Source organism: Streptococcus cristatus (assembly GCF_003943815.1).
Classification (GTDB): domain Bacteria; phylum Bacillota; class Bacilli; order Lactobacillales; family Streptococcaceae; genus Streptococcus; species Streptococcus cristatus_F.
The window spans coordinates 12,492-37,771 of sequence record NZ_RJNA01000012.1; the positions used below are offsets into that span (position 1 = coordinate 12,492).

The 25,280-nt window shown below is 42.3% G+C and carries 26 protein-coding genes; 8 read left to right on the forward strand and 18 right to left on the reverse strand.

The window, feature by feature from the left end:
* Positions 1-278: 278 nt before the first annotated feature.
* From D8872_RS08195 to D8872_RS08225, 7 genes are all read right to left on the reverse strand, one after another.
* Positions 279-1,349 (reverse strand): ABC transporter substrate-binding protein, encoded by a 1,071-nt coding sequence (locus tag D8872_RS08195; protein ID WP_005590161.1) that lies wholly within the window; start codon positions 1,347-1,349, stop codon positions 279-281.
* A complete protein-coding gene (locus D8872_RS08200) occupies positions 1,346-2,119 on the reverse strand; it encodes an ABC transporter permease (protein ID WP_005590157.1) in 774 nt (257 codons plus the stop codon). The genes D8872_RS08195 and D8872_RS08200 overlap by 4 nt, the downstream gene beginning before the upstream one ends.
* Complete coding sequence (locus tag D8872_RS08205) at positions 2,116-2,922, reverse strand: ABC transporter permease (RefSeq protein ID WP_125390582.1); 807 nt, start codon at positions 2,920-2,922, stop codon at positions 2,116-2,118. The genes D8872_RS08200 and D8872_RS08205 overlap by 4 nt, the downstream gene beginning before the upstream one ends.
* Complete coding sequence (locus D8872_RS08210; protein WP_045497085.1) at positions 2,903-4,060, reverse strand: ABC transporter ATP-binding protein; 1,158 nt, start codon at positions 4,058-4,060, stop codon at positions 2,903-2,905. The genes D8872_RS08205 and D8872_RS08210 overlap by 20 nt, the downstream gene beginning before the upstream one ends.
* 203 nt (positions 4,061-4,263) lie before the next feature.
* Positions 4,264-5,166 (reverse strand): UDP-N-acetylmuramate dehydrogenase, encoded by a 903-nt coding sequence (gene murB / locus D8872_RS08215; RefSeq protein ID WP_061911264.1) that lies wholly within the window; start codon positions 5,164-5,166, stop codon positions 4,264-4,266.
* A 165-nt stretch (positions 5,167-5,331) separates the two neighbouring features.
* On the reverse strand, positions 5,332-6,198 hold the full coding sequence (gene thrB, locus D8872_RS08220) for a homoserine kinase (protein ID WP_125390583.1): 867 nt from the start codon (positions 6,196-6,198) through the stop codon (positions 5,332-5,334).
* Position 6,199: 1 nt separating this feature from the next.
* Complete coding sequence (locus D8872_RS08225) at positions 6,200-7,486, reverse strand: homoserine dehydrogenase (RefSeq protein WP_125390584.1); 1,287 nt, start codon at positions 7,484-7,486, stop codon at positions 6,200-6,202.
* Positions 7,487-7,618: 132 nt separating this feature from the next.
* Between D8872_RS08225 and D8872_RS08230 the strand changes: the two genes are divergently transcribed.
* Positions 7,619-8,551 (forward strand): polysaccharide deacetylase family protein, encoded by a 933-nt coding sequence (locus D8872_RS08230; protein ID WP_125373024.1) that lies wholly within the window; start codon positions 7,619-7,621, stop codon positions 8,549-8,551.
* A gap of 252 nt (positions 8,552-8,803) precedes the next feature.
* On the opposite strand, the gene D8872_RS08235 is transcribed toward D8872_RS08230, so the two are convergent.
* The 8 genes from D8872_RS08235 to D8872_RS08270 form a co-directional block, all read right to left on the reverse strand.
* The gene (locus D8872_RS08235) at positions 8,804-9,760 is read right to left on the reverse strand and encodes an ABC transporter permease (protein ID WP_061911259.1); all 957 of its coding nucleotides are present in this window, start codon (positions 9,758-9,760) and stop codon (positions 8,804-8,806) included.
* A 1-nt stretch (position 9,761) separates the two neighbouring features.
* Positions 9,762-10,856, reverse strand: coding sequence for an ABC transporter permease (locus D8872_RS08240; protein ID WP_061422956.1), 1,095 nt, complete (start codon positions 10,854-10,856; stop codon positions 9,762-9,764).
* A gap of 13 nt (positions 10,857-10,869) precedes the next feature.
* Positions 10,870-12,384, reverse strand: a complete 1,515-nt coding sequence (locus tag D8872_RS08245; protein ID WP_125390585.1) for an ABC transporter ATP-binding protein — start codon at positions 12,382-12,384, stop codon at positions 10,870-10,872.
* 136 nt (positions 12,385-12,520) lie between these two features.
* Complete coding sequence (locus tag D8872_RS08250; RefSeq protein ID WP_061911253.1) at positions 12,521-13,576, reverse strand: BMP family lipoprotein; 1,056 nt, start codon at positions 13,574-13,576, stop codon at positions 12,521-12,523.
* A 71-nt stretch (positions 13,577-13,647) separates the two neighbouring features.
* Entirely contained in the window at positions 13,648-14,037 is a 390-nt protein-coding gene (locus tag D8872_RS08255) for a cytidine deaminase (protein ID WP_125390586.1), read from the reverse strand.
* Positions 14,024-14,686, reverse strand: a complete 663-nt coding sequence (deoC, locus tag D8872_RS08260) for a deoxyribose-phosphate aldolase (RefSeq protein WP_125390587.1) — start codon at positions 14,684-14,686, stop codon at positions 14,024-14,026. Before deoC ends, D8872_RS08255 begins: the two co-directional genes overlap by 14 nt.
* Positions 14,687-14,703: 17 nt before the next feature.
* The gene (locus D8872_RS08265; protein ID WP_125390588.1) at positions 14,704-15,981 is read right to left on the reverse strand and encodes a pyrimidine-nucleoside phosphorylase; all 1,278 of its coding nucleotides are present in this window, start codon (positions 15,979-15,981) and stop codon (positions 14,704-14,706) included.
* Positions 15,982-15,983: 2 nt separating this feature from the next.
* Complete coding sequence (locus D8872_RS08270) at positions 15,984-16,571, reverse strand: class I SAM-dependent methyltransferase (protein ID WP_125390589.1); 588 nt, start codon at positions 16,569-16,571, stop codon at positions 15,984-15,986.
* Between the two features lie 93 nt (positions 16,572-16,664).
* Here D8872_RS08270 and coaA point away from each other — a divergent pair, with 93 nt between their 5' ends.
* The 4 genes from coaA to D8872_RS08290 all read left to right on the forward strand — a co-directional run bounded on the left by coaA (position 16,665) and on the right by D8872_RS08290 (position 19,508).
* Positions 16,665-17,585: a type I pantothenate kinase gene (gene coaA, locus D8872_RS08275; RefSeq protein WP_125390590.1), complete on the forward strand. Its 921-nt coding sequence runs from the start codon at positions 16,665-16,667 to the stop codon at positions 17,583-17,585.
* 70 nt (positions 17,586-17,655) lie between these two features.
* Positions 17,656-17,892: a 30S ribosomal protein S20 gene (gene rpsT, locus D8872_RS08280; RefSeq protein ID WP_001274000.1), complete on the forward strand. Its 237-nt coding sequence runs from the start codon at positions 17,656-17,658 to the stop codon at positions 17,890-17,892.
* Positions 17,893-17,959: 67 nt separating this feature from the next.
* Positions 17,960-18,478, forward strand: coding sequence for a DNA topology modulation protein (locus tag D8872_RS08285; RefSeq protein ID WP_125381763.1), 519 nt, complete (start codon positions 17,960-17,962; stop codon positions 18,476-18,478).
* Between the two features lie 301 nt (positions 18,479-18,779).
* Positions 18,780-19,508, forward strand: coding sequence for a TraX family protein (locus D8872_RS08290; protein ID WP_005590134.1), 729 nt, complete (start codon positions 18,780-18,782; stop codon positions 19,506-19,508).
* A gap of 279 nt (positions 19,509-19,787) precedes the next feature.
* Here D8872_RS08290 and yaaA read toward each other — a convergent pair whose 3' ends face one another.
* Positions 19,788-20,516: a peroxide stress protein YaaA gene (yaaA, locus tag D8872_RS08295; protein WP_125381762.1), complete on the reverse strand. Its 729-nt coding sequence runs from the start codon at positions 20,514-20,516 to the stop codon at positions 19,788-19,790.
* Between the two features lie 170 nt (positions 20,517-20,686).
* Between yaaA and D8872_RS08300 the strand changes: the two genes are divergently transcribed.
* From D8872_RS08300 to D8872_RS08310, 3 genes are all read left to right on the forward strand, one after another.
* Positions 20,687-21,133, forward strand: coding sequence for a DUF1836 domain-containing protein (locus D8872_RS08300; protein WP_125390591.1), 447 nt, complete (start codon positions 20,687-20,689; stop codon positions 21,131-21,133).
* On the forward strand, positions 21,117-21,764 hold the full coding sequence (gene trhA / locus D8872_RS08305) for a PAQR family membrane homeostasis protein TrhA (RefSeq protein ID WP_005590131.1): 648 nt from the start codon (positions 21,117-21,119) through the stop codon (positions 21,762-21,764). The genes D8872_RS08300 and trhA overlap by 17 nt, the downstream gene beginning before the upstream one ends.
* 189 nt (positions 21,765-21,953) lie before the next feature.
* Complete coding sequence (locus D8872_RS08310; RefSeq protein ID WP_005590130.1) at positions 21,954-22,712, forward strand: CPBP family intramembrane glutamic endopeptidase; 759 nt, start codon at positions 21,954-21,956, stop codon at positions 22,710-22,712.
* A 105-nt stretch (positions 22,713-22,817) separates the two neighbouring features.
* Here the strand turns inward: D8872_RS08310 and D8872_RS08315 are convergent, their stop codons facing one another.
* Positions 22,818-24,458 (reverse strand): hypothetical protein, encoded by a 1,641-nt coding sequence (locus tag D8872_RS08315; RefSeq protein ID WP_125390592.1) that lies wholly within the window; start codon positions 24,456-24,458, stop codon positions 22,818-22,820.
* Positions 24,448-25,191, reverse strand: a complete 744-nt coding sequence (locus tag D8872_RS08320) for an ABC transporter ATP-binding protein (protein WP_045497015.1) — start codon at positions 25,189-25,191, stop codon at positions 24,448-24,450. The genes D8872_RS08315 and D8872_RS08320 overlap by 11 nt, the downstream gene beginning before the upstream one ends.
* Positions 25,192-25,280: the final 89 nt, after the last annotated feature.

Below are 25,280 nucleotides of genomic sequence, written 5' to 3' on the forward strand. Positions count from 1 at the left end.
TTAATTGAGCACAAGGCTCTATTGCATATGTTAATATAATTTTACTACTTTCTCTACTGCTTTTCAAATAATTATACAAGTCAAAATAGAAAAAAGAGAGTGGGACAGAAATCGGTAATTCGTTAGAATTCGATTTCGTCGTCCCACCTCCGCACAGTTGAGTAGGGCTGTAAAAGCTGATGAAATCAGCGTAGTAGAGCCCACTCAACCACTGCGCCTTGCTCGATAATCCAAAGACAATTGAGAGGCTAGGACTTTTGTCCCAGCCTCTTCTTTGGCTATTTGCGATACATTTTGACTTGAAGATAGAGGTCGTTGTAGGTTCCAAGCCATTTTGGTCCTAATTGCTGATAGACTTCCAGATGCTTCATGGTTTCTTCGGTTGGATAGAAAGCCTCGTCTTCCTGCACTTCTTCTGGCAGCATAGCCTTGGCAGGAAGGTTTGGCGTTGAGTAGCCAACATAAAGGGCATTTTTATAAGCATTTTCTGGTCTCAGCATGAAATTGATAAACTGATAGGCAGCTTTTTTATTTTTGACCGTTTTTGGAATAACGATATTGTCAAACCAAAGGTTGCTGGCTTCTGTAGGCACGACATAGCGCAAGTCTTCATTGGCTTCCAGCATTTGACGAGCTTCGCCAGAGAAGGTCACGCCGATAGCCGCGTTATTCTGAATCATGTAGCCCTTCATCTCATCAGCGACGATGGCCTTGATATTGGGCGTCAGAGTGTAGAGTTTATCGACAGCCTCCTGCAGCTGGTCAGCATCTTTGGAGTTAAGACTATGACCATTCGAGTTCAGACCAATCCCCATGACTTCACGGGCTCCGTCAATCATCATGATGGAGTTTCTGTATTCTGGCTTCCAGAGATCGTTCCAGTGCTCAGGCGCGTGCTCGACCATTTTAGTATTGTAAACAATGCCCAGGGTTCCCCAGAAATAAGGAATGGAATACTGATTTCCTGGATCAAATGGCTGATCCAAAAAGTCTGAACCAATATTTTCCAAGCCTTTGATCTGGCTATGGTCCAATTTCTCCACCAAGTTTTCCTTCATCATCTTGGCGATCATATACTCGCTTGGGATTGCGATATCGTAGGTTGTACCACCTTGTTTGATTTTCGTGTACATGGCTTCGTTAGAGTCGAAGGTTTCGTACTGCACCTGTACGCCTGTTTCCTTGGTAAACTCTGTCAGTAATTCCGGATCAATGTAATCTCCCCAATTATAGACAACCAATTTATCACTGCCCTTGCTATTGGCTTTACTCTCAATCCGATAGCTAATTCCCCACAAGATCAGGATAATCGCAAGAATCCCTGCCAAAAACGAATAGAGTTTTTTCATGCTGCTTCCTCCTTCTCACGCGTGATAAAGTAATAGCCAATGACTAAAACGATACTAAAGAGAAAGACCAGAGCAGACAGGGCATTGATTTCCAAGGAAATTCCTTGCCGTGCACGGGAATAAATTTCTACGGAAAGAGTCGAGAAGCCATTTCCTGTTACAAAGAAGGTCACAGCAAAGTCATCTAGTGAGTAGGTGAAAGCCATAAAGTAGCCAGCAATAATCGCTGGTGTCAGATAAGGCAACATGATTTCCTTGAGCATCTGGACTTGACTGGCTCCCAAATCATAGGCAGCCTTAATCATGTCGTCATTCATTTCTTTCAGTCGTGGCAAAATCATCAACACAACAATGGGGATTGAAAAAGCGACGTGGCTGGCCAAAACGGACACAAAGCCCAGCTGGAATTTAGCCGTGGTGAAGAGAATCAGGAAGCTAGCCCCAATCATAACGTCAGGCGCCACCATCAAAATATTATTGATGGATAGGAAAGCATCCTGATATTTCTTGCGAGCTTGGTAAATATAAATAGCACCGAAAGTTCCGATAATGGTAGCAATGAGGGAAGAAAGAAAGGCTAAGAAGAAGGTCTGCGCCAAGATCAAAATCAGGCGCGAATCTTCAAATAACTTTTGAAAATGAACCAGATCAAAGCCAGTAAATTTATTCATATCATCGCCAGCATTGAAAGCATAGGCAATCAAGTAAAAGATCGGAAGATAAAGGATTAGAAACACAATCGCTAAATAGAGATTAGCAAATTTTTTCATCGTTCTCTCCTTTCCTTGGTTGCCCACATAGTGAAGAGCATGGCAATAATCAGAACTACTCCGATGGTTGAGCCCATTCCCCAGTTTTGCGTTGTCAAGAAATGCTGTTCAATGGCTGTACCCAGCGTAATAACACGGTTCCCACCGATCAAACGCGTCAGCATGAAGAGGCTGAGACTGGGAATAAAGACTGACTGCACGCCACTTCTCACACCATTCATTGAAAGTGGAAAGACGACATTGCGGAAAGTCTGCCGACGATTGGCACCCAAGTCATAGCTGGCATTGATGAGGTTGGGATCCAAATCATCCAAGACGTTGAAAATCGGCAGAATCATAAAGGGCAGCTCAATGTAGCTGGCAACAAAAATAAAAGAAAAGTCAGTGAAAAGAATCTGTTTGGGACCAATACCGATAAAGGTCAAAAATTCATTCACCGAGCCGTTTTGCCCAAAAATACCGATAAAGGCATAGGCCTTGAGCAAAAGATTGATCCAAGTCGGCAGGACAATCAGCATCAGCCAGAGCTGGCGATGCTTGAGCTGGGTCAAAAAATAAGCAGTCGGATAGGAAATGAGCAAGGTCACCAAGGTGATGATGCCTGCGTAAAATACCGAGTTAAAGCTCATTTTCAGATAGGTCAAATTCTGCGACGTGAAATAAATCCGATAGTTTTCCAGCGTGAACTGCCCTTCGATATTAAAGAATGATTTCCAGACAATCATTATCACTGGAGCTAGGACAAAAAGCAGAATCCAAAGAAAATATGGAAGCATAAAAAGGTTAGAGGTTGTTTTCTTCATCTCTTTCCTCCTCAATGGCGTTTATCAGCCCTGCTTCTTGTTCTTCGATTTCTACGTATTCTTCAATCCGAGCATCGAATTCTTCTTCGGTTTCATTGAGGCGCATGATATGGATATCCTCTGGCTCAAAGTCCAGACCGATTTCTTCTCCGACGATGGCCTTGCGGGTCGAGTGAATCATCCATTCATTTCCGAGTTCATCATAGGCGATAATTTCGTAATGAACCCCGCGGAAAAGCTGGGTATCTACTTTAACCTGCAGTTTTCCTTCTTCAGGCAGAGTAATGCGCAAATCCTCTGGACGAATCACCACTTCAACGGATTCGTTTGGTCGCATGCCTCCGTCAACTGCTTCAAAGCGCTTGCCATTGAACTCGACCAAGTAGTCTTCGATCATCTTACCTGGCAGGATATTAGATTCTCCGATAAAGGTCGCAACAAAGTGGTTAATCGGCTCATCATAGATATCCACTGGCGTTCCTGACTGGACAATCTCCCCTTCGTTCATGACAAAAATCCAGTCACTCATAGCTAGGGCTTCTTCCTGGTCGTGAGTGACAAAGACAAAAGTGATCCCAAGGCGCTGTTGGAGTTCACGGAGCTCATATTGCATATCCGTCCGCAACTTCAAATCTAGCGCAGAAAGAGGCTCGTCAAGTAGGACAACCCGTGGCCGATTGATGATGGCACGAGCAATGGCTACCCGCTGGCGTTGACCGCCTGAAAGTCTCCGAATTGAACGGCGCTCATATCCTTCCAGCTGCACCATTTTCAGAACTTCAGTAACCCGTTCTTCAATTTCTTTTTTGTCTACCTTCCGCAACCGCAACGGAAAGGCTACATTCTCAAAAACATTCATATGCGGGAAAAGGGCGTAGGACTGAAATACGGTGTGAATATCCCGCTTATTAGTAGGAATGTCATTGATGCGAACACCATCCAAAAAGATGTCTCCCGTTGTCGCATCTAGCAGTCCTGCAATAATATTGAGGATGGTTGACTTCCCAGAGCCAGAAGCTCCTAGAAGCGTATAAAATTTTCCTTCTTCTAATTCAAAGTTAATATCTTTGAGAACGACGGTGTTACTGTCTTCAAAAACCTTCGAAACGTTTTTGAACTCAATAATTGGTTTTTTCAATTGGCATAAATTCCTTCTTTTCCATGTATTAACAGATTTTTGGTTCTGTCAGACCAAAAGAACCTCTCGAGGGCTACTATGGCCCTGCATACTTGCGATATCGATAGGCTTTCACCCCCTTTACTAATGACACATGGATATGGGCTATCCCAAAGACTTAGACAAATCTTAAAAAAGCAATCAGATAATTACATATTGGACTCTTATGCTTCTCCAATAATTCGAACTTCTCGTTCCAGAGTGACACCTGAATGCTCCTCGACTGTTTTAATGACATGAGCAATCAACTCTTCATAATCGCTAGCTGTACCATGATCGACATTAATCATGAAACCAGCATGCTTTTCTGAAACCTCTACACCACCGATTCGATAGCCTTTTAGACCAGCCTCACTGATTAGCTGGCCAGCAAAATGTCCCAGAGGACGCTTAAAGACCGACCCACATGATGGATATTCCAAAGGCTGCTTGAGTTCACGCAGATAGGTCAGACGTTCCATTTCCTGACGAATGTTTTGGTGGACACCTGGTGCCAGACCGAACTTAGCTGAAATGACGATGTCGCCAGTTTCTTGAATAAGTGAATGACGATAACCAAAACGCATATCACGTGCATCCAAGGTCTTAATTTCTCCTTCAGGGGTCAAGACCTTGCAAGAAACAAGCACATGAGCAATTTCTCCGCCATAAGCGCCAGCATTCATAAAGACAGCACCGCCGACACTACCCGGGATGCCACAGGCAAATTCAAAGCCAGTTAAACTATGATGAAGGGCAATACGAGTAGTCTGAGTTAGATTGGCACCAGCTTCTGCCTCAATCGTATAGCCATCTACTGTTACATTATTTAGCTTGTCAAACATGATGACAAAGCCTCGAATACCGCCATCTCGAACGATAATGTTACTTGAATTTCCAAGCACCAACCAAGGAATATTTTCACGATTGGCCAACTTGACAATCCGAGCCAATTCATAACGGTTGCGTGGAAAAACTAAGAAATCGGCAGCTCCGCCTACCTTCGTATAAGTGTATTGACTCAAAGGTTCATTAAAACGGATGTCGATTCCTTCTAATTCCGCAGAAAATTTTTCTAGGTTTTGCATGACTTACTCTCTTTTTTACAAATTACACTCTATTATATCAAAATTAAATGATATTTACGATAGACTAAGGGAAATAAAGATTCTTTTTCAAAGCAAAAAGAAAGAGGAGAACGAAGATTGTAGACCAACACTGCGTCCACAAGTTCGTCATCCTCAAACTCTCTTCTATTTTTCTACACGTACACCCTGAGTATCGACTTGCAACTGGAAGACTTGTCCATCAAAGCCTTGTTCCTTGATTTGCTGATAAATCTGCTCAGCCTTGTCTTTTGGAGATAAAACCATAACAGTCGGACCAGCTCCAGAGATGTAAGTCGCAAAAGCGCCCTGTTTTCTGGCTAAGAATTTAATGTCAGAAAATTCTTTGATAAGCGGTTGGCGATATCTCTCATGGAAACGATCGGATTCGATAGCACGACCAGCTGTTTTCATATCGCCTTTTAAGAGCGCTGCAACAGCGACATTGGCTACGGAGCTTGCGGCAACAGCTTCCTTGTATGAAAGGCGATTAGGCAAGACTCGGCGGCTTTCAACTGTTCTCAACTCATAATCGGGAATAAAAGCGATAAAGCTGACCTCTGGGAAATCTGACACGACAGCTGAAACTTGATTTTGGAAAGAGCTTGCAATCACTAAGTTTCCATAAATCGCTGGTGCGACATTGTCCGGATGCCCTTCGATTTTTGTCGCAATTTTTAACTTCTCATGATCCGATAAGTTCAGATTTGCTAACTGATTGGCCAGTTCAATCCCAGCAACAATAACGGAGCTAGAAGAGCCGAGACCGCGCGCCAAAGGAACATCGCTAATCATTTTTAAGCGATGAGGCTGAAGATCTGGGGCTAATTGCAGGGCAATCTTGATTAGTAAATTCCGTTTATCCGTTGGAATTCGAGGATTGAGGTCATGCTCAATAACCCACTCCTCACTTTCTTCCAAGACTTCAATTTCTAAATATTTGGAGACTGCGACACCAACTGAGTCAAAACCAGGCCCGATATTGGCACTGGTTGCTGGTACAATAATTTTCATCTTATTCTCCTAATACTTTAAAGGTATTGAGCAATTCAAACTCTGGTACCTCACGGAGCTTGGCAACGACATTTTCTAGCTGAGTCTTGCTGACAGCATGCGTGATGATGACTACACGAGCAGTTTCACCATCCGTACCTTCTTGCAGAATTTGCTTGAAGGAAACTTCTTCAGCATTGAAGATTTCAGCCAAATGCAAGACTTGACCCTTGGCATCTGGAGCCAAGATAGAGAAATAATAGTTGCTCTTAACATCCTCAGGCTTAGCCAAGACAAGCTCGCGACTAAATTCATTGAAGGCTTTGCCAATCGTGCCTTCATTTAGGCGACGAACAATACGGACAATATCCGCAACGACACTGGTAGCAGTTGGTTTTTGACCTGCACCTGGACCGTAATACATGGATTCTCCGATACCGATTGACTCGACAAAGACCGCATTCATTACGCCGTTTACGCTAGCTAGTGGATGCGCTTTTGGCAAGAAAGTCGGTGTCACTTCCGCAGCGATTCCTGATGGCGTTTCCTCAATCGAACCAACTAATTTCACTACATAGCCCAAATCTTGAGCAACAGCGACGTCTTCAGGCGTGATGTTGCGAATACCTTGGTGGCTGACGTCTTCAAACTTGATATTCATACCAAAAGCAAATTGGCTGAGGATAACCATTTTATAGGCTGCGTCAATACCATCAACGTCGTTCGTCGGGTCACTTTCAGCAAATCCTAAACGTTGCGCTTCTGCAAGAGCATCCTCGTAAGACCAACCTTCTTCTACCATCTTGGTCATCATGAAGTTAGATGTTCCATTGACCACGCCCAAAACGCGGGTAATCTTATCAGATGCCAATGAATTAACCAAGGTGCGCAAAATAGGGATACCACCTGCAACAGCAGCTTCATAGTAGAGAGCAACGCCATTTTTCTTAGCAATATCTAACAATTCAGAACCATGAACTGCCAGCAAGTCTTTGTTAGCGGTTACCACATGTTTACCTGCTTCAAGTGCGCGCGTGATAAAGGTTTTTGCTGGTTCAATCCGTCCCATCAGCTCCACTACGATCGCAATTTCGCCGTCATTTAAGATTTCATCCACATTGGTCACAAAGTTATAATCATTTCCAGCTGCCAAAAGACGCTCTTTTTCAGCATCATCCTTGACCAAAACTTTAGCAACTTCAATCTCAGAATGAGCAGCCTGAACAATCTTTTCTCCATTTTCTTTCAACAAGAAAGGAACACCACTGGCAACTGTTCCAAAACCAAGTAAAGCAATTTTAATAGACATGAGGAACTCCTTGAATATTTCTTATATAAAAAACATTATAACAAAAATATATAGAAATGCCTACAAATCTATTTGTATATTTGTTATAATGTAAGTAAAAATTTTAAACTCATGAGATTAGAAGGAGATACCATGACCGATAAACACATTGGAAGACGCATGCAAAGACACAAAGCTAAGAAAAAGGCATTCCTTTTTTCTATTATCAATCTTTTCTTGCTCCTTGCCCTAATCGTAGGCGGAATTTATCTTTGGAAGACTCAGTTCTCTCCTAGCAAACAATCCTCTGCAGGCAACCAAACTGTGCAATCCACCTCCAAGCCAGACTCTACCTCAACAAATGAAGAAGCTTCAAAAATAAAGTGGGTAAAACAGGATGAGCCTGTTAAAATTCCAATTTTAATGTACCATGCGATCCATGTAATGGATCCCTCTGAGGCAGCCAATGCTGGTTTGATTGTAGATCCAACTACTTTTGAAAGCCATTTGCAGGCTCTGAAAGAAGCTGGTTACTATACATTAACCCCAGATGAAGCTTACAAAGCTTTGACAGAGAATGTCCTACCTGAAAATAAAAAAGTAGTCTGGCTGACCTTTGATGATAGTTTGAAAGACTTTTATACCAATGCCTTCCCGCTACTTCAAAAGTACCAGATGAAGGCAACCAACAATGTCATTACTGGATTTGTCCAAGCTGGCCGTGAAGATATGCTGACGCTGGATGAGATCAAAGAAATGAAGGAAAAGGGTATGTCCTTTGAAGACCATACCGTCAACCACCCTGATCTATCAACTGCTACTGCTGATCAACAAACCCTTGAACTACGTGATTCTAAAGCCTTTTTAGACGACAATCTCTCACAAACAACCACGACTGTTGCTTATCCATCAGGCCGCTATAGTGATGCGACCTTGCAGATCGCTGAAAGCCTGGGCTATAAGATGGGATTGACGACCAATAACGGCCTGGCTTCACTGTCTAACGGATTACTCTCGCTCAATCGTGTTCGAGTGAACCCAACCACTACTGCAGAAGATTTATTAAACGAAATCGCTACAAATTAATCTCAGAAAGCTTGCTTCAGACGAAGCAGGCTTTTTCTATTTCCGATAGCAACTTTTTCCAATCACAAAAAGAGGCTGGGACAAAAGTCCTAGCCTCTCAACTGTCTTTGGATTGTCGAGCAAGACGCAGTGGTCGAGTGGGCTCTACTACTCTGATTTCATCAGCTTTTACAGCCCTACTCAACTGTGCGGAGGTGGGACGACGAAATCGAATTCTAACGAATTACCGATTTCTGTCCCACTCTCAAAGGGTTATTTAGACTTGATATAGTTGATACCGTCTGCTTTTGGAGCAACAGCTTTACCAAAGAAGGCCGCAAGAACCACAATCGTCAAAACGTATGGCGCAATCTGTAGATAAACCGTTGGCACTTTTGAAAGAAGAGGCAACTGGTTTCCGATAACGGCTAAACTTTGAGAAGCTCCAAAGAAGAGACTTGCCAACATAGCACCGATAGGACTCCATTTACCAAAAATCATGGCTGCCAAGGCGATAAATCCTGGACCTATGATAGTCGTCACAGCAAAGTTAACGGAGATTGACTGAGCATAGATAGCCCCACCAATACCACCAAGCAAACCAGAAATCATAACACCGCAATAGCGCATGAGGTAAACATTGATTCCTAATGTATCTGCTGCCTGCGGATGTTCTCCAACTGAGCGAAGGCGCAATCCAAATTTTGTCTTAAACATGATAAACCAAGCAAGGAAAGAGAAGGCGATGGCCAAATATCCCATCAGACTTGTATGTTTGAAGAATATATCTCCTATGACCGGAATATCAGACAAAATAGGAAAATTAAATTTGCCAAATGAACGCTGAATGTTGTCTGTTTGCCCCTTGTTGTAGATAGCTTTAACAAGGAAGACTGCCAAGGCTGGTGCTAGCAAGTTTAGAACCGTACCACTGACAACGTGGTCTGCACGGAAGTTAATGGTTGCTACAGCATGGATAAGGGAGAAGAGCACTCCGACTAAACCAGCAGCAATCAAGGAAAGCCACGGAGTCAAGCTACCAAAACTACTCTCGAAAGTCAAGTTAAAGAGAACACCTGTAAATGCTCCCATTACCATGATCCCTTCCAAGCCGACATTGACAACTCCGGCATGCTCCGAATAAGCTCCACCGATACTTGTAAAAATCAAGGGAGCCGCATAAATCAGCATAGATGATACTAATAAACCTAATATCGTTACAATACTCATCCTAGTTTCCCCCTTTCACTTTACCAGCTTCTTGCTTACGGTTTTTAAATAATTCAAAGACTGTCTTACCAGTCAGACGCTCAATCAGGTAATGGGCGCTGACAAAGAAGATAATCGAAGCTGTCACGATATTGACTAATTCTGTCGGAATCTGAGCCACGTTCATACCTGGCGCACCGACACTTAGAACTGCAAAAAGGAAAGCCGCAAAAAGGATACCAACTGGAGAGTTTGCTGCTAAAAGACTAACTGCCATACCATTGAAACCAACGCTCAATGAACTTCCTTGCACAAAGACATTCTGATAAGTACCCAGTCCTTCTACGACTCCTCCAAGTCCTGCAAGGGCTCCAGAAATAATCATAGACAAAATAATAGTCCGTTTAGAAGACATCCCTGCGTATTCAGATGCATTCGGGTTCAGTCCTACAGCGCGGATTTCAAAGCCAAGTGTTGTTTTCTTCAGCATATACCAGATTAGCACAACTGCAATCAAAGCAAAGAAAATACCAATATTCATACGAGAGTTAGCTGTCAAACTTCTCAGCCATTCTGTTTGATAGATAGCATTAGCACCAACACGCTTACTAGAGTCAACACTCTGCATCACAGATTTTGGAAAGCTGCGGATAAAGGCATTTCCAACGAAGAGGACGATATAGTTCATCATAATCGTAACGATGACTTCACTCGTTCCTAAATAGGCCCGCAGAACTCCTGGAATAGCACCAATGATCCCACCAGCCACTGCAGCAATGACTACAGTTGCTAGCAACATCAGAGGGCGAGGTAGGTCAGGGAAGGAAAGGGCAAACCAACCAGCCAAAATCCAACCAGCCAAGGCTTGGCCCGGAAGTCCGACATTGAAAAATCCAGCCCGACTAGCAACGGCAAAACCCAGACCAATGAGAACTAGAGGTCCCATCGCCCGAGAAATTTCACCCAAACTTCTCAAAGAACCGAATGCCGTTTTAAAGAGGGATTCATATCCCCAGATGGCATCATAGCCAAAGATAGCCATGACAATCGCTCCCAATAAAATCCCTAAAAGAACTGAGATTAAGGGAACTGCGATCTGCTGTGTTTTTTTAGACATTTGAATCTCCCTTCTAAATCTTACCACCAGCCATAAGAATACCAAGTTCTTGCTTATTAGTCTTCTCTGGAGTCACAATTCCTTGAATCTTGCCATCATGGATAACGGCGATTCTGTCAGAAAGATTGAGTATTTCATCTAGCTCAAAGCTAACAACAAGTACTGCCTTGCCCTGAGTACGCTCCTCAATCAAGCGTTTATGGATATACTCAATTGCTCCGACATCAAGACCGCGGGTTGGCTGACTGACAATCAGCAAGTCTGGATCACGATCCACTTCCCGAGCAATGATAGCCTTCTGCTGGTTTCCTCCTGAGAGGGCTGAAGCAGGTACATACTCGCTAGCTGCCCGCACGTCAAACTCTTTCATCAGATTGCACGCGTAAGAGTAAATATTATTGTAATTCAAGATGCCGTTTTTGCTAAGTGGTTCCTTGTAGTAAGTCTGCAAAGCAATATTTTCAGAAATGGACATCTGCAGCACCAAACCATCGCGATGGCGGTCTTCAGGTACGTGGCTGACCTTCATCTCTGTAATCTGGCGTGGTTTCTTACCAATCACGGACTGGTTCTTGATCAAAATATCGCCCGAGCTTGCTTTTCTAAGTCCTGTAATAGCTTGAATCAACTCGGTTTGACCATTGCCGTCAATACCAGCAATCCCAACAATCTCACCAGCACGAACATCCAGTGAAAGTCCCTTAACAGCTGGAACGCCGCGATTTTCTTCAACGACAAGATTCTTGATTGAAAGAACCGTCTCTTGCGGATTAGAAGGTTTCTTCTCAGTCTTGAAGGAAACAGCACGTCCCACCATCATTTCTGCCAAGTCTTGATTAGTTGCACCAGCAATTTCAACGGTTTCGATCGATTTTCCTCGACGAATAACAGTCACTCGGTCAGAAACTGCACGAATTTCATCTAACTTATGGGTAATAAGAATGATAGACTTACCTTCCTTGACCAAGTTTTTCATGATTTTCATCAATTCATCAATCTCAGATGGTGTCAAAACAGCTGTTGGTTCGTCAAAGATGAGGATATCAGCACCACGGTAAAGGGTCTTCAGAATTTCAACCCGTTGTTGTGCTCCTACGGAAATGTCTTCAATCTTGGCAGATGGATTGACCGACAAACCATATTTCTTAGACAAACGCTTAATTTCTTGCGTAGCGCGTTTTAAGTCTAAGATACCATTTTTTGTAATCTCACTTCCAAGAATAATATTTTCAGCAACAGTGAAGGCTTCCACAAGCATAAAGTGCTGATGCACCATCCCGATACCAAGTGAGGCCGCCTTTGATGGAGAGTCCAGCTTAACTAGCTTTCCGTTTACTACAATCTCACCACTAGTCGGCTCAAGTAGGCCGGCCAACATATTCATCAAGGTTGACTTCCCGGCACCATTTTCTCCTAAAAGAGCGTGAATTTCACCTTTTCGGAGTTCCAAATTGATTTTATCATTGGCCACAAATTCACCAAAAATCTTGGTAATTTCTCGCATTTCAATGACATTTTCATGTGTCATGGCTCTTTCCTTTCCAGAATTTCATTTTATGTCGATATAACCTCCTCGGACTCCTATCCTAGTAGGCTTAACCGATGCAAAGGCGTCAGAATTTAAAAATGAGCGACCCTAGTAGGTCGGATCGCTCAACATTCAATTATTTATCAGGAACTGTAATGCTACCGTCAAGGATTTTAGCTTTCGCTTCTTCAACAGCTTTTTTAGCATCTTCAGAAAGGTTGGTTGTTGTCAAATCAACACCACCGTCTTTCAAACCAAAGGTTGTAGTTTTACCACCTGGGAATTTACCTTTAGCAGTTTGGTTAGCAATGTCTTGGACAGTCTTACCAACTTGTTTCAAGCTTGATGCCAAAACAAAGTTAGATTCTTTACCATCTTTAGATTTGTATTTACCTTCTTCAGTTTGGTCACGGTCAACACCAAGTACCCAAACTTTTTCATTTTCATTTCTTGTTTCGTTGATTGACTTAGCTTCGTTAAATACTCCAGCACCAGTACCACCAGCTACTTGGTAAACGACATCCGCACCACCAGCATAGTGAGCAGCTGCAATTGTTTTACCTTTAGCTGCATCGCCGAATGAACCAGCATAGTCCACTTTAATCTTGATAGATGGGTCAACTGATTTCACACCAGCTTCGAAACCTTTTTCAAAACGTGTGATAACTGCACCTTCTATACCACCTATGAAACCAACTTGTTTTGTCTTAGTAGTTTTTGCAGCTGCAACACCAGCAAGGTAAGCTGCTTCATTATCCGCAAAGACTGCTGAAGCAACATTCTTTTGACCTTCAATCACATCGTCAATAATAACGTAGTTAATACTTGAATTATCTTTAGCAGCAGATTCAACGGCATCACGAAGGGCAAAACCGATACCAAATACTAGGTTGTAACCATCCGTAGCAGCTTGGTTTAGGTTGTTCGCGTATTGTGACTCGTCTGTTGATTGGAAGTAAGTATAGCCGTTATCTTTTGAAAGGCCATTTTCTTTCCCCCAAGCTTGCAAACCTTCCCATGCAGATTGGTTAAATGACTTATCATCAACACCACCTGTATCGGTTACGATAGCAGCTTTTAAATCAGTTTTAGCGTTAGAGCTATCTGATTTAGACGCACGATTCCCACATGCAGCAAGTCCGATTGCTGCGACAGACACTAGACCAAGACCTAGCCATTGTTTCTTGTTCATTTCTGAACCTCCTATATAAGATGTGCAACTTAGTTGCAAGTTTAATTTTGGTCAGTTGACCAGCAACAGACTCAAGTTAAGTCTGTAAAAGAGTATGGAAGTAACTCCTTGACCGTCATCACGACCGTCGATTTATCTTTAGCGACCAAGGTCACTGGTAAATCCTGATTAAAAAACTCTGCCATTACTTGGCGGCAGGCACCACACGGAGAGATCGGTTTTTCCGTTTCTCCGTAAACAATTAATTCCTCAAAGTCTAAAAAGCCTTCAGAAACAGCTTTAAAAATGGCTGTTCGCTCTGCACAATTGGTCAAGCCGAAACTAGCATTTTCGACATTGACACCTGTGAAAACTTGTCCATTTTTAGCTACTAAAACAGCTCCGACAGGGAAATGAGAGTATGGAACATAGGCATTCTTCGTGGTTTCTACAACTAAATCAATCAAATTAGTAGTCGCCATTAGCCACGTCTCCCTCCATAATCGCTACACCAGAGGATGCTCCAATGCGAGTCGCACCAGCTTTGATAAAGGCAAGTGCATCTTCGTAAGAACGGGCACCGCCAGAAGCCTTGACTCCCATATCTGGCCCAACTGTCTTACGCATCAAAGCTATGTCCTCAACGGTTGCACCACCAGTTGAGAAACCAGTAGATGTCTTGACAAAATCCGCACCAGCTTTCTGAGCAAGCTGGCAAGCTCTCACTTTCTCATCATCTGTCAAGAGGCAGGTTTCAATAATAACCTTAACTAAGGTTCCTTTGGCAGCTTCCACAACAGCTCGAATGTCTCTTTCAACTAAGTCAAAGTTTCGAGACTTTAAAGCGCCGATATTGATGACCGTGTCGACTTCATTCGCTCCGTTTTGGATGGCATCATTCGTTTCAAAAGCCTTGAGCTCCGGAGTATTTGCTCCCAGTGGAAAACCAATGACCGTACAGACCTTAACATCCGTAGCTTTTAGTGCTTGCGCAGCAAAACTCACCCAAGTCGGATTGACACAGACGCTCGCAAAATCGTATTTCTTTGCTTCCTCAATTAAGGTTTCAATCTGCTCCTGACTTGCATCAGGTTTCAAAAGCGTATGGTCAATGTATTTGTTTAATTTCATATTGGATTCTCCTAGAATTAAGCGATCACTTCGACAATCTCGCTTACTGCAACGCTTTCACTACCTATTCTAACATTTTTTTGGAATTCTGTAACTAGTTCTTGAGAAATTTTTTCATTTGCGTAAATTTTTGCGACAATTTCCCCAATTTCGACTGTTTCGCCAACCTTCTTTTCAAACACGATTCCAGTTTCATAATCTAGTTTATCAGATTTGACGGCTCGTCCTGCTCCTAATCTCATCGCAAACAAGCCAAATTCCGTAGCTGGAAGCTCTGTGATATAACCAGATTGCTCTGCTCTCACTTCAGCCACATAAGCCGCTTGGGATGGTCGATACAAGTCCTCTAGATCTCCACCTTGAGCCGCGATCATCTCTTCAAATTTTTTCAAAGCCGCTCCATTTGTCAGATGCTCTCTAATTTCAGAAACTGACTTCTCAACATTAGCCAAATCAAGCATGATTTGAGCGAGCTCGCAGATAAACTCCGTAATATCCTCGCGTCCTTGTCCTTGAAGGATTTCCAGTGCTTCCAAGATTTCCAAACGATTGCCAATGCTAGTGCCCAAAGGCTGACTCATGTCTGTAATAACTGCAACCGTCCTACGTCCGACTGCCTTGCCTAAATCTACCATGGTACGGGCTAGGACACGGGCATCCTCTAGATTTTTCATAAAGGCACCTTCACCGACGGTTACATCTAACAAAATGCTGTCTGCACCAGCGGCGATTTTCTTGCTCATAACTGAACTGGCAATCAAAGGAATGGTATCAACTGTAGCGGTCACATCACGCAGGGCATAGAGAAGCTTGTCAGCCTTGACCAGCTGGTCTGACTGACCGATGACGGATACACCAATATCCTGAACCTGCTTGATGAAATCTTCCTGACTGCGCTCTACCTGGTAGCCCTTGACAGACTCGAGCTTGTCTATGGTACCACCCGTATGCCCCAAGCCTCGACCGCTCATCTTAGCAACGGGCACGCCAAAGCTAGCTACGAGAGGAGCCAAGATTAAGGTAACCTTATCTCCCACTCCACCAGTCGAATGTTTATCTACCTTAATCCCTGAAATAGCTGACAGATCAAACTGCTGGCCTGTCCCCACCATAGCCATGGTCAAATCAGAAATTTCCCGAGTAGTCATTCCTTTAAAGTAAACAGCCATAGCAAAGGCTGACATCTGGTAATCTGGTACTGTTCCGGCTACATACCCCTCAATCAGCCATTCGATCTCTTGACTGGACAACTCTAGTCCATCTCGTTTCTTTTGAATAATATCAACTGCCCGCATTTTTACTTCACACTCCTTAGGATATAATAACCTTTGTCCTTCTTGAGAGTCTCACAGTTGCCAAATACTTCTTCCATCTTGGTTTTAGCGCTGGGAGCTCCTTGTTTCTTTTGGATAACAATCGTCAAATTCCCATCCTCTAGCAAGTGATCATAGCTACCTGAAATAACCTCGTGCACCACCTGCTTACCAGCCCGAATCGGTGGATTGCTGATAATATGATGGAATTGTCCGGTCACATATTCGTAAACATTGGACTGGAAAATATCTGCAGACACTTGGTTCGCATCCGCATTCTTTCTAGCCAAGTCTAGCGCTCGCTGATTGATATCCACGAGAGTGACTTCCAGCTCTTGCGCTTTAGCAAGAGTCAAGCCCAACGTTCCATAACCGCAGCCGACATCCAGCAGCGTTTCTTTTTTGTTAAATTCCAAGGCAGACAACAACACTCGACTGCCGTAATCGATCATTTTTTTGCTAAAGACACCAGCATCTGTTAAAAAGGTCATCTGTTGTCCTAATAGTTCCACTTTTAATTCATGAATGTCATGTTTGGCATCCGGATTTTCTGCAAAATACATTTTAGTCATAAAACCATTTTATCATAAATTTTCTAGATTTGTAAATCGTTTTCATTTCTCCAAAAGTATGTTATACTAAAATCCATCATATAGGAGTAACTTATGACTAACGAATTTCTTCATTTTGAAAAAATCAGCCGCCAAACTTGGCAGAATCTGCATCGAAAAAAAAATCCACCGCTCACTGAGTCCGAACTCAATTCTATCAAGAGTTTCAATGACAAAATCAGTCTACAGGATGTGACAGATGTTTATCTGCCTCTGACAAATCTCATTCAGATTTATAAACGTTCCAAAGAAGATCTCGCCTTTTCAAAAGGTATTTTTCTACAAAAGGAGAGTAAAAGACAGCCCTTTATCATCGGAGTATCTGGCAGTGTTGCCGTTGGAAAATCAACGATTAGCCGCCTATTGCAAATCCTCCTATCACGGACTTTTACAAATGCAACCGTTGAATTGGTGACGACCGATGGCTTCCTCTATCCTAATCAAACCTTGATTGAATCAGGCATTTTAAATCGCAAGGGCTTCCCTGAAAGCTATAATATGGAACTTTTGCTGGATTTCTTAGACCGCATTAAAAATGGTCAAAACTATGAAATTCCCGTCTACTCGCACGAAATTTATGATATTGTCCCAAATGAAAAGCAGGAAATTAAGGCAGCTGACTTTGTCATCGTGGAAGGTATCAATGTTTTCCAAAATCCGCAAAATGAACGCCTTTATATGACTGACTTTTTCGACTTCTCTATCTACGTAGATGCCGAAATCGAAAATATTGAGTCTTGGTATCTGGATCGTTTTAAAAAATTACTGGCACTAGCCAAGCATGACACGGACAACTACTACCATCGCTTTACAACCCAGCCCGAAGAAGAAGTCATGGCGCTGGCCCATAATATCTGGGAAACAATCAATCTGGTGAACCTATTAGACTATATTGAGCCAACTCGTAATAGGGCCGAAGTGATTTTGCACAAGGCTAAAAATCATGAAATTGACGAAATCTATCTAAAAAAATAATTTAGACTTGTCAAATCATAACTTTTCATATATAATTAGATAGTTAGTATTTTCAATGGAGGTGAATAACTTGGCAAACATTAAGTCAGCTATCAAACGCGCTGAATTGAACGTTAAACAAAACGAAAAAAACTCAGCTCAAAAATCAGCTATGCGTACTGCAATCAAAGCATTTGAAGCAAACCCGTCTGAAGAACTTTTCCGTGCTGCTAGCTCAGCTATCGATAAAGCAGAAACAAAAGGTTTGATCCACAAAAACAAAGCAAGCCGCGATAAAGCACGTCTTTCAGCTAAACTTGCTAAATAATGCATCGCGCATACAAAGGAGCTCCACGGAGCTTTTTTTGTTGCTCACTGTAATTAGGAGAATGTATATGAAGATTGCTATCATCGGCTACTCAGGCTCTGGCAAGTCAACCTTAGCCCAGCAGTTAGGCCACTTTCACCATATTCCTGTGCTTCATCTGGATACGATTCGGTTTGAAGAAAACTGGCAGACTCGTAGCCAAGACCAAGTCAAGGCTGATTTAGCAGATTTCCTCAAGCGAGAACAATCCTGGGTCATCGATGGCAACTACTCCTTCGCCTGCTTTGAGGAAAGGATGGCTCAGGCTGATCAGATTATCTTTATGAACTTTTCTCGCTGGAACTGCCTCTATCGTGCCCTTAAACGCTATCTAAAATATCGCAATCAGGTGCGAGAGAGTATGGCTTCTGGCTGTACTGAAAGACTGGATTGGGAATTCATCCGCTGGATCCTTTGGGATGGCAGGACAAGAGAGACTAAAAATCTCTATCAAAAGGTTCGTCAGACCTATCCTGAGAAATTTATCGAATTGCAGAATCAAAAGCAATTATCAGACTATGTAAAAGAATCTGGGACAAAAGTCTAACCTTAAATATAAAAAGCGAACAAAACGGAGTTATCTGACACTCAGAATTCTGTCTTGTTCACTTTTTTGTCTAATCTATCAATTTTAAAAATTTATAATAAAGAATCCCTAAAATCAAAATCTTTTTGTCCCAGCCTCGTTCAGTCTTATTTGTCAAGAAAAATCAGAAGTATTCATCGATGAGGTAAAAAGGTGAAATTCCAACTTACAAAATTGTAAGAAAAATGAGAGAAATGTAAGCTAAAGAAATGGAAAGAAGAAACTCTTTCTTGTATCATAGGAGAGGAAAAAGGAGTATCCTATGAAAAAAATGATTGACAATAGCAGTTTGAAACTGCTTGCTATGCTTGCAATGCTGATTGACCATATCGCCTGGGTATCTTTTCCACTGGCTACCAATATGAATATTCTCTCTCCTAACTGGCTGGCCAATAGTATGCACATAATAGGACGCCTGGCTTTTCCAGTCTTTGCCTTTTGTATTGCAGAAGGCTATCGGCACAGTCATGATGTGAGCAAGTACATGAGACGATTAGGACTGCTGGCTCTTATCAGTATCATCCCTTTCTCTCTGATGGGCTGGGTTACTGGTCTTGGCTTTATCATGCAAAATACGGTTGTTACTCTCTTTTTGGGGCTCTGTGCTCTTTATTACAGTGATCAGCAAACAGCAACCTGGAGAAAAGTTCTAATTATTCTACTCTGTTTTACTCTGTCCATTATCGCTGACGGCGGACTGACGGGAGGAGTTTTTGGTATCTATTCCTTTGCAAAGATTAAAGACCCAATCTTCCGAAAAATTGGCGGTGTCTTGGCATTGAACAGTGTGCAAATCCTAATTTTGGCCTTCAATTTCTCCTATGATGGTCTGGCTGATCTGGCTGCCACCTGTCTTCTGTTTCTCCTCGTGACCTCTTTCTACAACGGTCAAAAAGGGGCCAATATTGGAAAAGTATTTTACTGGTTTTATCCCCTTCATTTGCTCGCCCTGTCTCTGTTTCGAATTGCCTTTCTCTTATTTCTAATGTAGTTAATGAATGTATTAAAAGTTGCAGTAGAATACCTGTTAAGTTAATTTTTCTTTTGGTAAGTCTAAATAATAGAGTAAAAGAGTCTGGGACAATAGTCTCTTTGCTACAAAAAAGAGTTTGGGACAAAAATATTTCAATTTTTAAAAATCTTAATTATTAAGCCCTTCAAATCTACAATTAAATGCGAAAAGCGAACAAAGTAGAATTCTGATTACCAGAAAACTAGTTTTGTTCGCTTTCTATATTTGAGGTCGGACTTTTGTCCCAGCCTCCTTTTCTTATTCTTCTTTTACAAAAACCAATTCTTTAGCATCTGAAAGATCTGCTCGATAGGTAAAACCTGCAAAAGAAACCTGTTTTATTTGGTCAAGATGATCGGCCTGAGCTTCCATCAAAGCAGTCAAAAACTGCCCACGCGCCTTTTTGGAAATGGTAGAATGACTTTTGAGTTTGCCAGCCTTTTCCTCTAAGAATTTAAAACGAAGCATCTTCTCTCTGACGGATTTATCAAAAACATCCTCAAATTCACTGGACAAGAGAGAAAGCAGCATATCTTCGTCCGCTACTGCTTTTGTATACTCTTCCCGCCAAAATTTTTTCAGCGTTTGACCATTTGGCTTCAGCCCCACCAAAAAGTCCAGCCGATGAGGGGCAATCGGACTCAAGGCAGGAATGACCCCATATAGACTAGACGTTAACAGCAAATGCTCTTGAATGTAGGATTCCTCCTCTTGTGTCCAATCTTTTCGCTTGATATTGCGATACATGAGCCCATCAAATAAATGCAAGGCTGGATAGGTCTCCGCTTCATTTTTGCTCAGATTTTGAATTCGCTGGTATTCTATTTCAGCCATTTGCGGACTGATTTTGTATAATTTTTCCAGCTCCTTGGCTGAGTGTTTTAATAGCTCTTCTATGATGATTTTGCTGTTCGGCGTCAACTGGGAGCGCCCCAGCGAGCTCTGATTTTCATTCATTTCTTTGGCGGTCGGAATTAAAATCTTCATATTTTCCCTTTCTCATCTTGGATTCAGAGTCCATTTTCCTGTTTTCCTTACTCATGATTATAGCAAATTTTGGACAAATTGGATTTATTCTTGACTTTAATTTTCAAAAATGATATTATCTAGTTATCGAAACTAGATAATAGAAAGTTTAAAATTTGGAAACGAAAAATATGTTCCCGAGATGGGATGAATTACCTGTTCTTGACCTGTATCTGGACCAAGTCCTGCTCTACGTCAACAAGGTCTGTAAGCCAGCTTTTACTGCATCCGACAAAGGCTTGACTGCATCCATGATCAATAATTATGTCAAGCATGCCTATCTTGAAAAACCTTTAAAAAAGAAATACAATCGCCAGCAAGTTGCCCGCTTGATTGCTATTACAAGCTTGAAAACTGTTTTTTCCATTCAAGATATTGCTGCGACTTTGGATATGCTCAACGCTGAGACCCAGTCTGAAGATCTTTACAATGATTTTGTGGATTATATGAACGGACGGAAGCTTGAAGTGACGCCCATCATTGCCAGTGCTTGTCAGACTTTAAAACTCTACCAGCAAACCCTTGCTTTTATCCAAGTACCCGAAAAGGAGGCCGATAACGATGAACTACGCGCTTAAACTCAGTAAACAACTCTCTTTTGGAGAGGAAATTGCCAATGCTGTCACTCATGCCGTCGGAGCTGTTTTGATGCTGATTCTTCTACCCATCTCTGCTATTTACAGCTATGAAGGGCATGGCCTCGTTTCTGCTGTTGGTACTTCTATCTTTGTCATTAGCCTTTTCCTCATGTTTCTTTCTTCTACCATTTACCACTCCATGTCCTATGGCTCTACCCACAAATACATCCTACGGATTATTGACCACTCCATGATTTATATCGCTATCGCAGGCAGCTATACGCCAGTCGTCCTTTCACTCATGAATGACTGGCGGGGTTATCTGATTATCGTGATTCAGTGGGGCACGACCATCTTTGGTATTCTCTACAAAATCTTTGCTAAGAAGGTTAATGAGAAATTCAGCCTAGCCCTCTATCTAATTATGGGTTGGCTGGTGATCTTTATCATCCCGCAAATTATCGGACAAACTGGACCAGTGTTTTGGGGACTCATGCTAGCAGGCGGTCTTTGCTACACAGTAGGTGCTGGTTTTTATGCCAAAAAGAAACCCTACTTCCACATGATTTGGCACCTCTTCATCCTAGCCGCTTCTGCCCTCCAGTACTTAGCTATTGTTTATTTCATGTAAAACTGCTTTTCAAGCAGTTTTTTCTATAGCATAAGGCAGCTCTTCAACCAATCCTGCAACAGGTCTGCACTAACCACCTCTCAAAAGTAAGAACTTTGAAATAATATAAATTTAAGCTTTCTCTGCTAAGATAAAGATAGAAAAGATGATCTCTGGCAATTAAATCTGCCAATTATGGAAGGGAAATGAATGACTATTTTATCAAAAATCCGCCCATCGCAGCCCCTGAAAGAGCTGAAATGGTTCGATATTCTTGTGATTACTCTGCTCATGTTTGGTCAGTTCATCTACACATCAACCGAACTTTATCTAGCTAGCTTTGCAACAACAGCGACGACAGCGGCAACTGAAACGGTCAGCAATACAGCTAGCGAAGGCGCAGCATTCTCAAGCAATTTCAATCTTCAGCTCCTGATGCTGGTCTTGACCATTCTATACCTATTGCTTCGGCGCTTCGACTTTAAGCAGCTTCCTATCCGTCTGAGCTGGTCAGTTCTCCTTTGGACTCCTCTTATTTTTGTAGTGGTAGGGTTCTTTGGTGACATTGTGACGACACTGAGTGGCGAGTATAATTACTTTGATTCAACCCTCTGGTCCTATATAGATTTACTGGAAATCTTCCGGAAATTTGCTGAACTGACACCTATGGCCATCCTCTACGGACTTCTCAATGGTTTCTATGAGGAATTCTTCTTTCTGGGTCTTATGACCTCAGTCAAGGATAAGTATAAGTGGTGGGCACTGGCCTACTCTACCATCATTCGGATTTCTTTCCATACTTATCAAGGAATGCTCTGGGCCTTGGTTATCGGAGTGGTCTATGGTCTCTTCTACTATTTTCTTTACAAGTACAAGGTCAAGAACCTCCTGCCTTTCTTTCTCATGCACGCCTTGGCGGATATGTTTGGCTCCAGCTTAATGTATGTCTTGATTAATTGGCGTTCCTAAAAGGATAAATATCAGCTAACAAAAAACTATAGAATAAATCGCAACTAAAAAGCTTAGAAGTAGGTAATCAAATCACCATGCTGCTAAGCTTTTTATTATTGTTATTTAGGAATTGAAACTAGCAATTTCGCTATCAAGTTTTTTCATATAATAGCGATAAATCAGATAAGAAACAAGTCCAGAAATCAAAATCAGCAGAAGGGAAAGGAGGTAGAGAACAGTGAGAGGCAGGGAGTATGAAATCACATAGAGAAGACCAATCACGATAATCACTCCAATAGTAAAGGCTAGTCCTAATAAGGTCTTACCCATACTATTATCTCGAGTCATCAGCTCGTTGACATTGGACCAGTTGGTCACTAAATGCTTATAATCCCGATGATAGCCCCAAGCGCTCCAAGCTAGGCTAGCCATAAACCAAACCAGCAGCATAACCAGAAAAGTCACTTGATGAACATGGAAGATAAGACTAGTCACCAACAGAAGAATCACTGGTAGAATGGACTGAATAGCAAATAGATACCAAAATTTGAGACGAACGTATTTTCTGAGCTCAAAAGGCAAAACCTTCAGATAATCAAAATTTTCCCGCTCCAAGGATAAACCAATAGAGGTCAGATTATTCCCACCCGAATTGAGGGTAGCGATGAACATAGATAGGAAGATAAGCGGAAGCAAAAATCGTGGAATCAAGAACGGGCTAACATCCAGACCTGCATTGATCGCCCCCATGACCATGCTAAAAATGATGATGTAAGGTATCAGTGCCGACATAAAGAGAGCCTGCAAGATGACCGAACCTTCACTCAGCAGCCGAATGTGATAGCGCCAGACGAACTTCTTGAAATTCTTGGCCTCGTCCATATTGATATCGTGCACACGCTCGCGTTTGCCTCCTGCTGCTCCTGTCATCAAGGCTGCTTCATAAAATTCTGGTATGACCTTGAACTTAACCACCAAGAAGAGCAGAGCCGCCACAGCAAGCCAAGCTAGAATTCCTAAAATTGCAGACAAGCTAAAAGGATTGATGATAAAGTCGTAAAAGGCTACAACTGGCGGGAAATAAGGTGTGTCTATTGTATTGCTGGCGATACTACGACTGTTCATTTGATTGATAAAGATATAGAGTCCTACCGAACCAAGGGAAACCAGCCCCAGAATCACATTGGATAGAATAGTCTTATACTTTCTAAAGAAAGCTGTCTTGGTGATAAAATGCACCAAAATCAAAATGACAAAGGTTATAACCGAACTTAAAATGATAATCGAAAGCAAGGCCATAGGCAGGCCGACTAAAGGATTTCCGCCTTGAAGACCTAGCACGATGAAATAGCTATACATGGGCAGAATCGCAATCAAGAGGGTCAGAACAACAGAGATGCTCTTTCCGACAATGATTTCTGATTCACTAAAGGCATAGGGCCGATAGGACTGCAAATCCTTGCTTTCATAAAAGACATTATAGAAAACCAAGAAGCCCTGTGACATGGAAAATATAGCAAATATGGAGACCATATTGGCAAAATGTCCTGGATTGCCCACCATGTGATTGAAAGCACTCATGATACCAAAGAAGAACAGGTAGACCAAGCCCAAAATCAAGTACATTCGAATAGCCTGCAGGGAGACATTGACTTTGACCTCTGGATTTTTTTCCTGCTTCTTGCGGTATTGCTGCAACTGCGAAGGTTGAATCGCATAAAGAATATTGATATCAACTAATTTTTTAATCGCTTTAAGGCGCATCTGAACTCACCTCTTCTCTGCGGCCAGCCAGACCTAGATAGATGGTTTCGAGGGACTGGTCTGGATGCTGGGCTTTTAGGTCCTCAACCGTTCCGTAGAATATCAGCTCTCCTTTTTTGAGAATAGCAATCTTGTCGCATAGCTGTTCAGCCACTTCTAACACGTGGGTTGAAAAAAGAACAGTATTCCCTTTATTGGCATGCTCACGCATCATCTGCTTTAGATCAAAAGCTGCCTGAGGATCCAAGCCCGTCAAAGGCTCATCCAAGACCCATATATCTGGATCAGACAAAAGAGCACCAATGACAAAGACCTTCTGCCGCATACCGTGTGAAAACGACTCAATCACTTCATAGCGATGACTAGCAAAGTCAAAGATAGCCAGCAGCTCACCCAAACGAGCTTCTACTTCTGCCGTGGTCATGTCGTAGGAAGTCGCCACTAGCTCCCAAAATTCATTGGCTGTCAGGCGCAAGAAAAGGTCAGGAGAATCAGCTACATAGCCAATTTTCTTCTTGATTTCTAGGCGATTACTGGATAGCTCCTTGCCGTCCACAAAAATTTGCCCCTGTGTCGGATTGATGACACTGACCAGAGATTTAATGGTCGTTGACTTACCCGCTCCATTGTGACCGATCAGACCAACAATCTCACCGCTTTCCAAGGTCAGATTCAGATGGTTAAGCGCCAGCTTGCCATCATAGTCTTTTGTAACATCTCTAAATTCAATCATGGGAATCTCCTTTGCTATGTTTTAAGGTTATTATACTATCCTAAAAATCATTTGTCTAGAAACTAGCGAAAAAGTTCGGATTTTGCTTT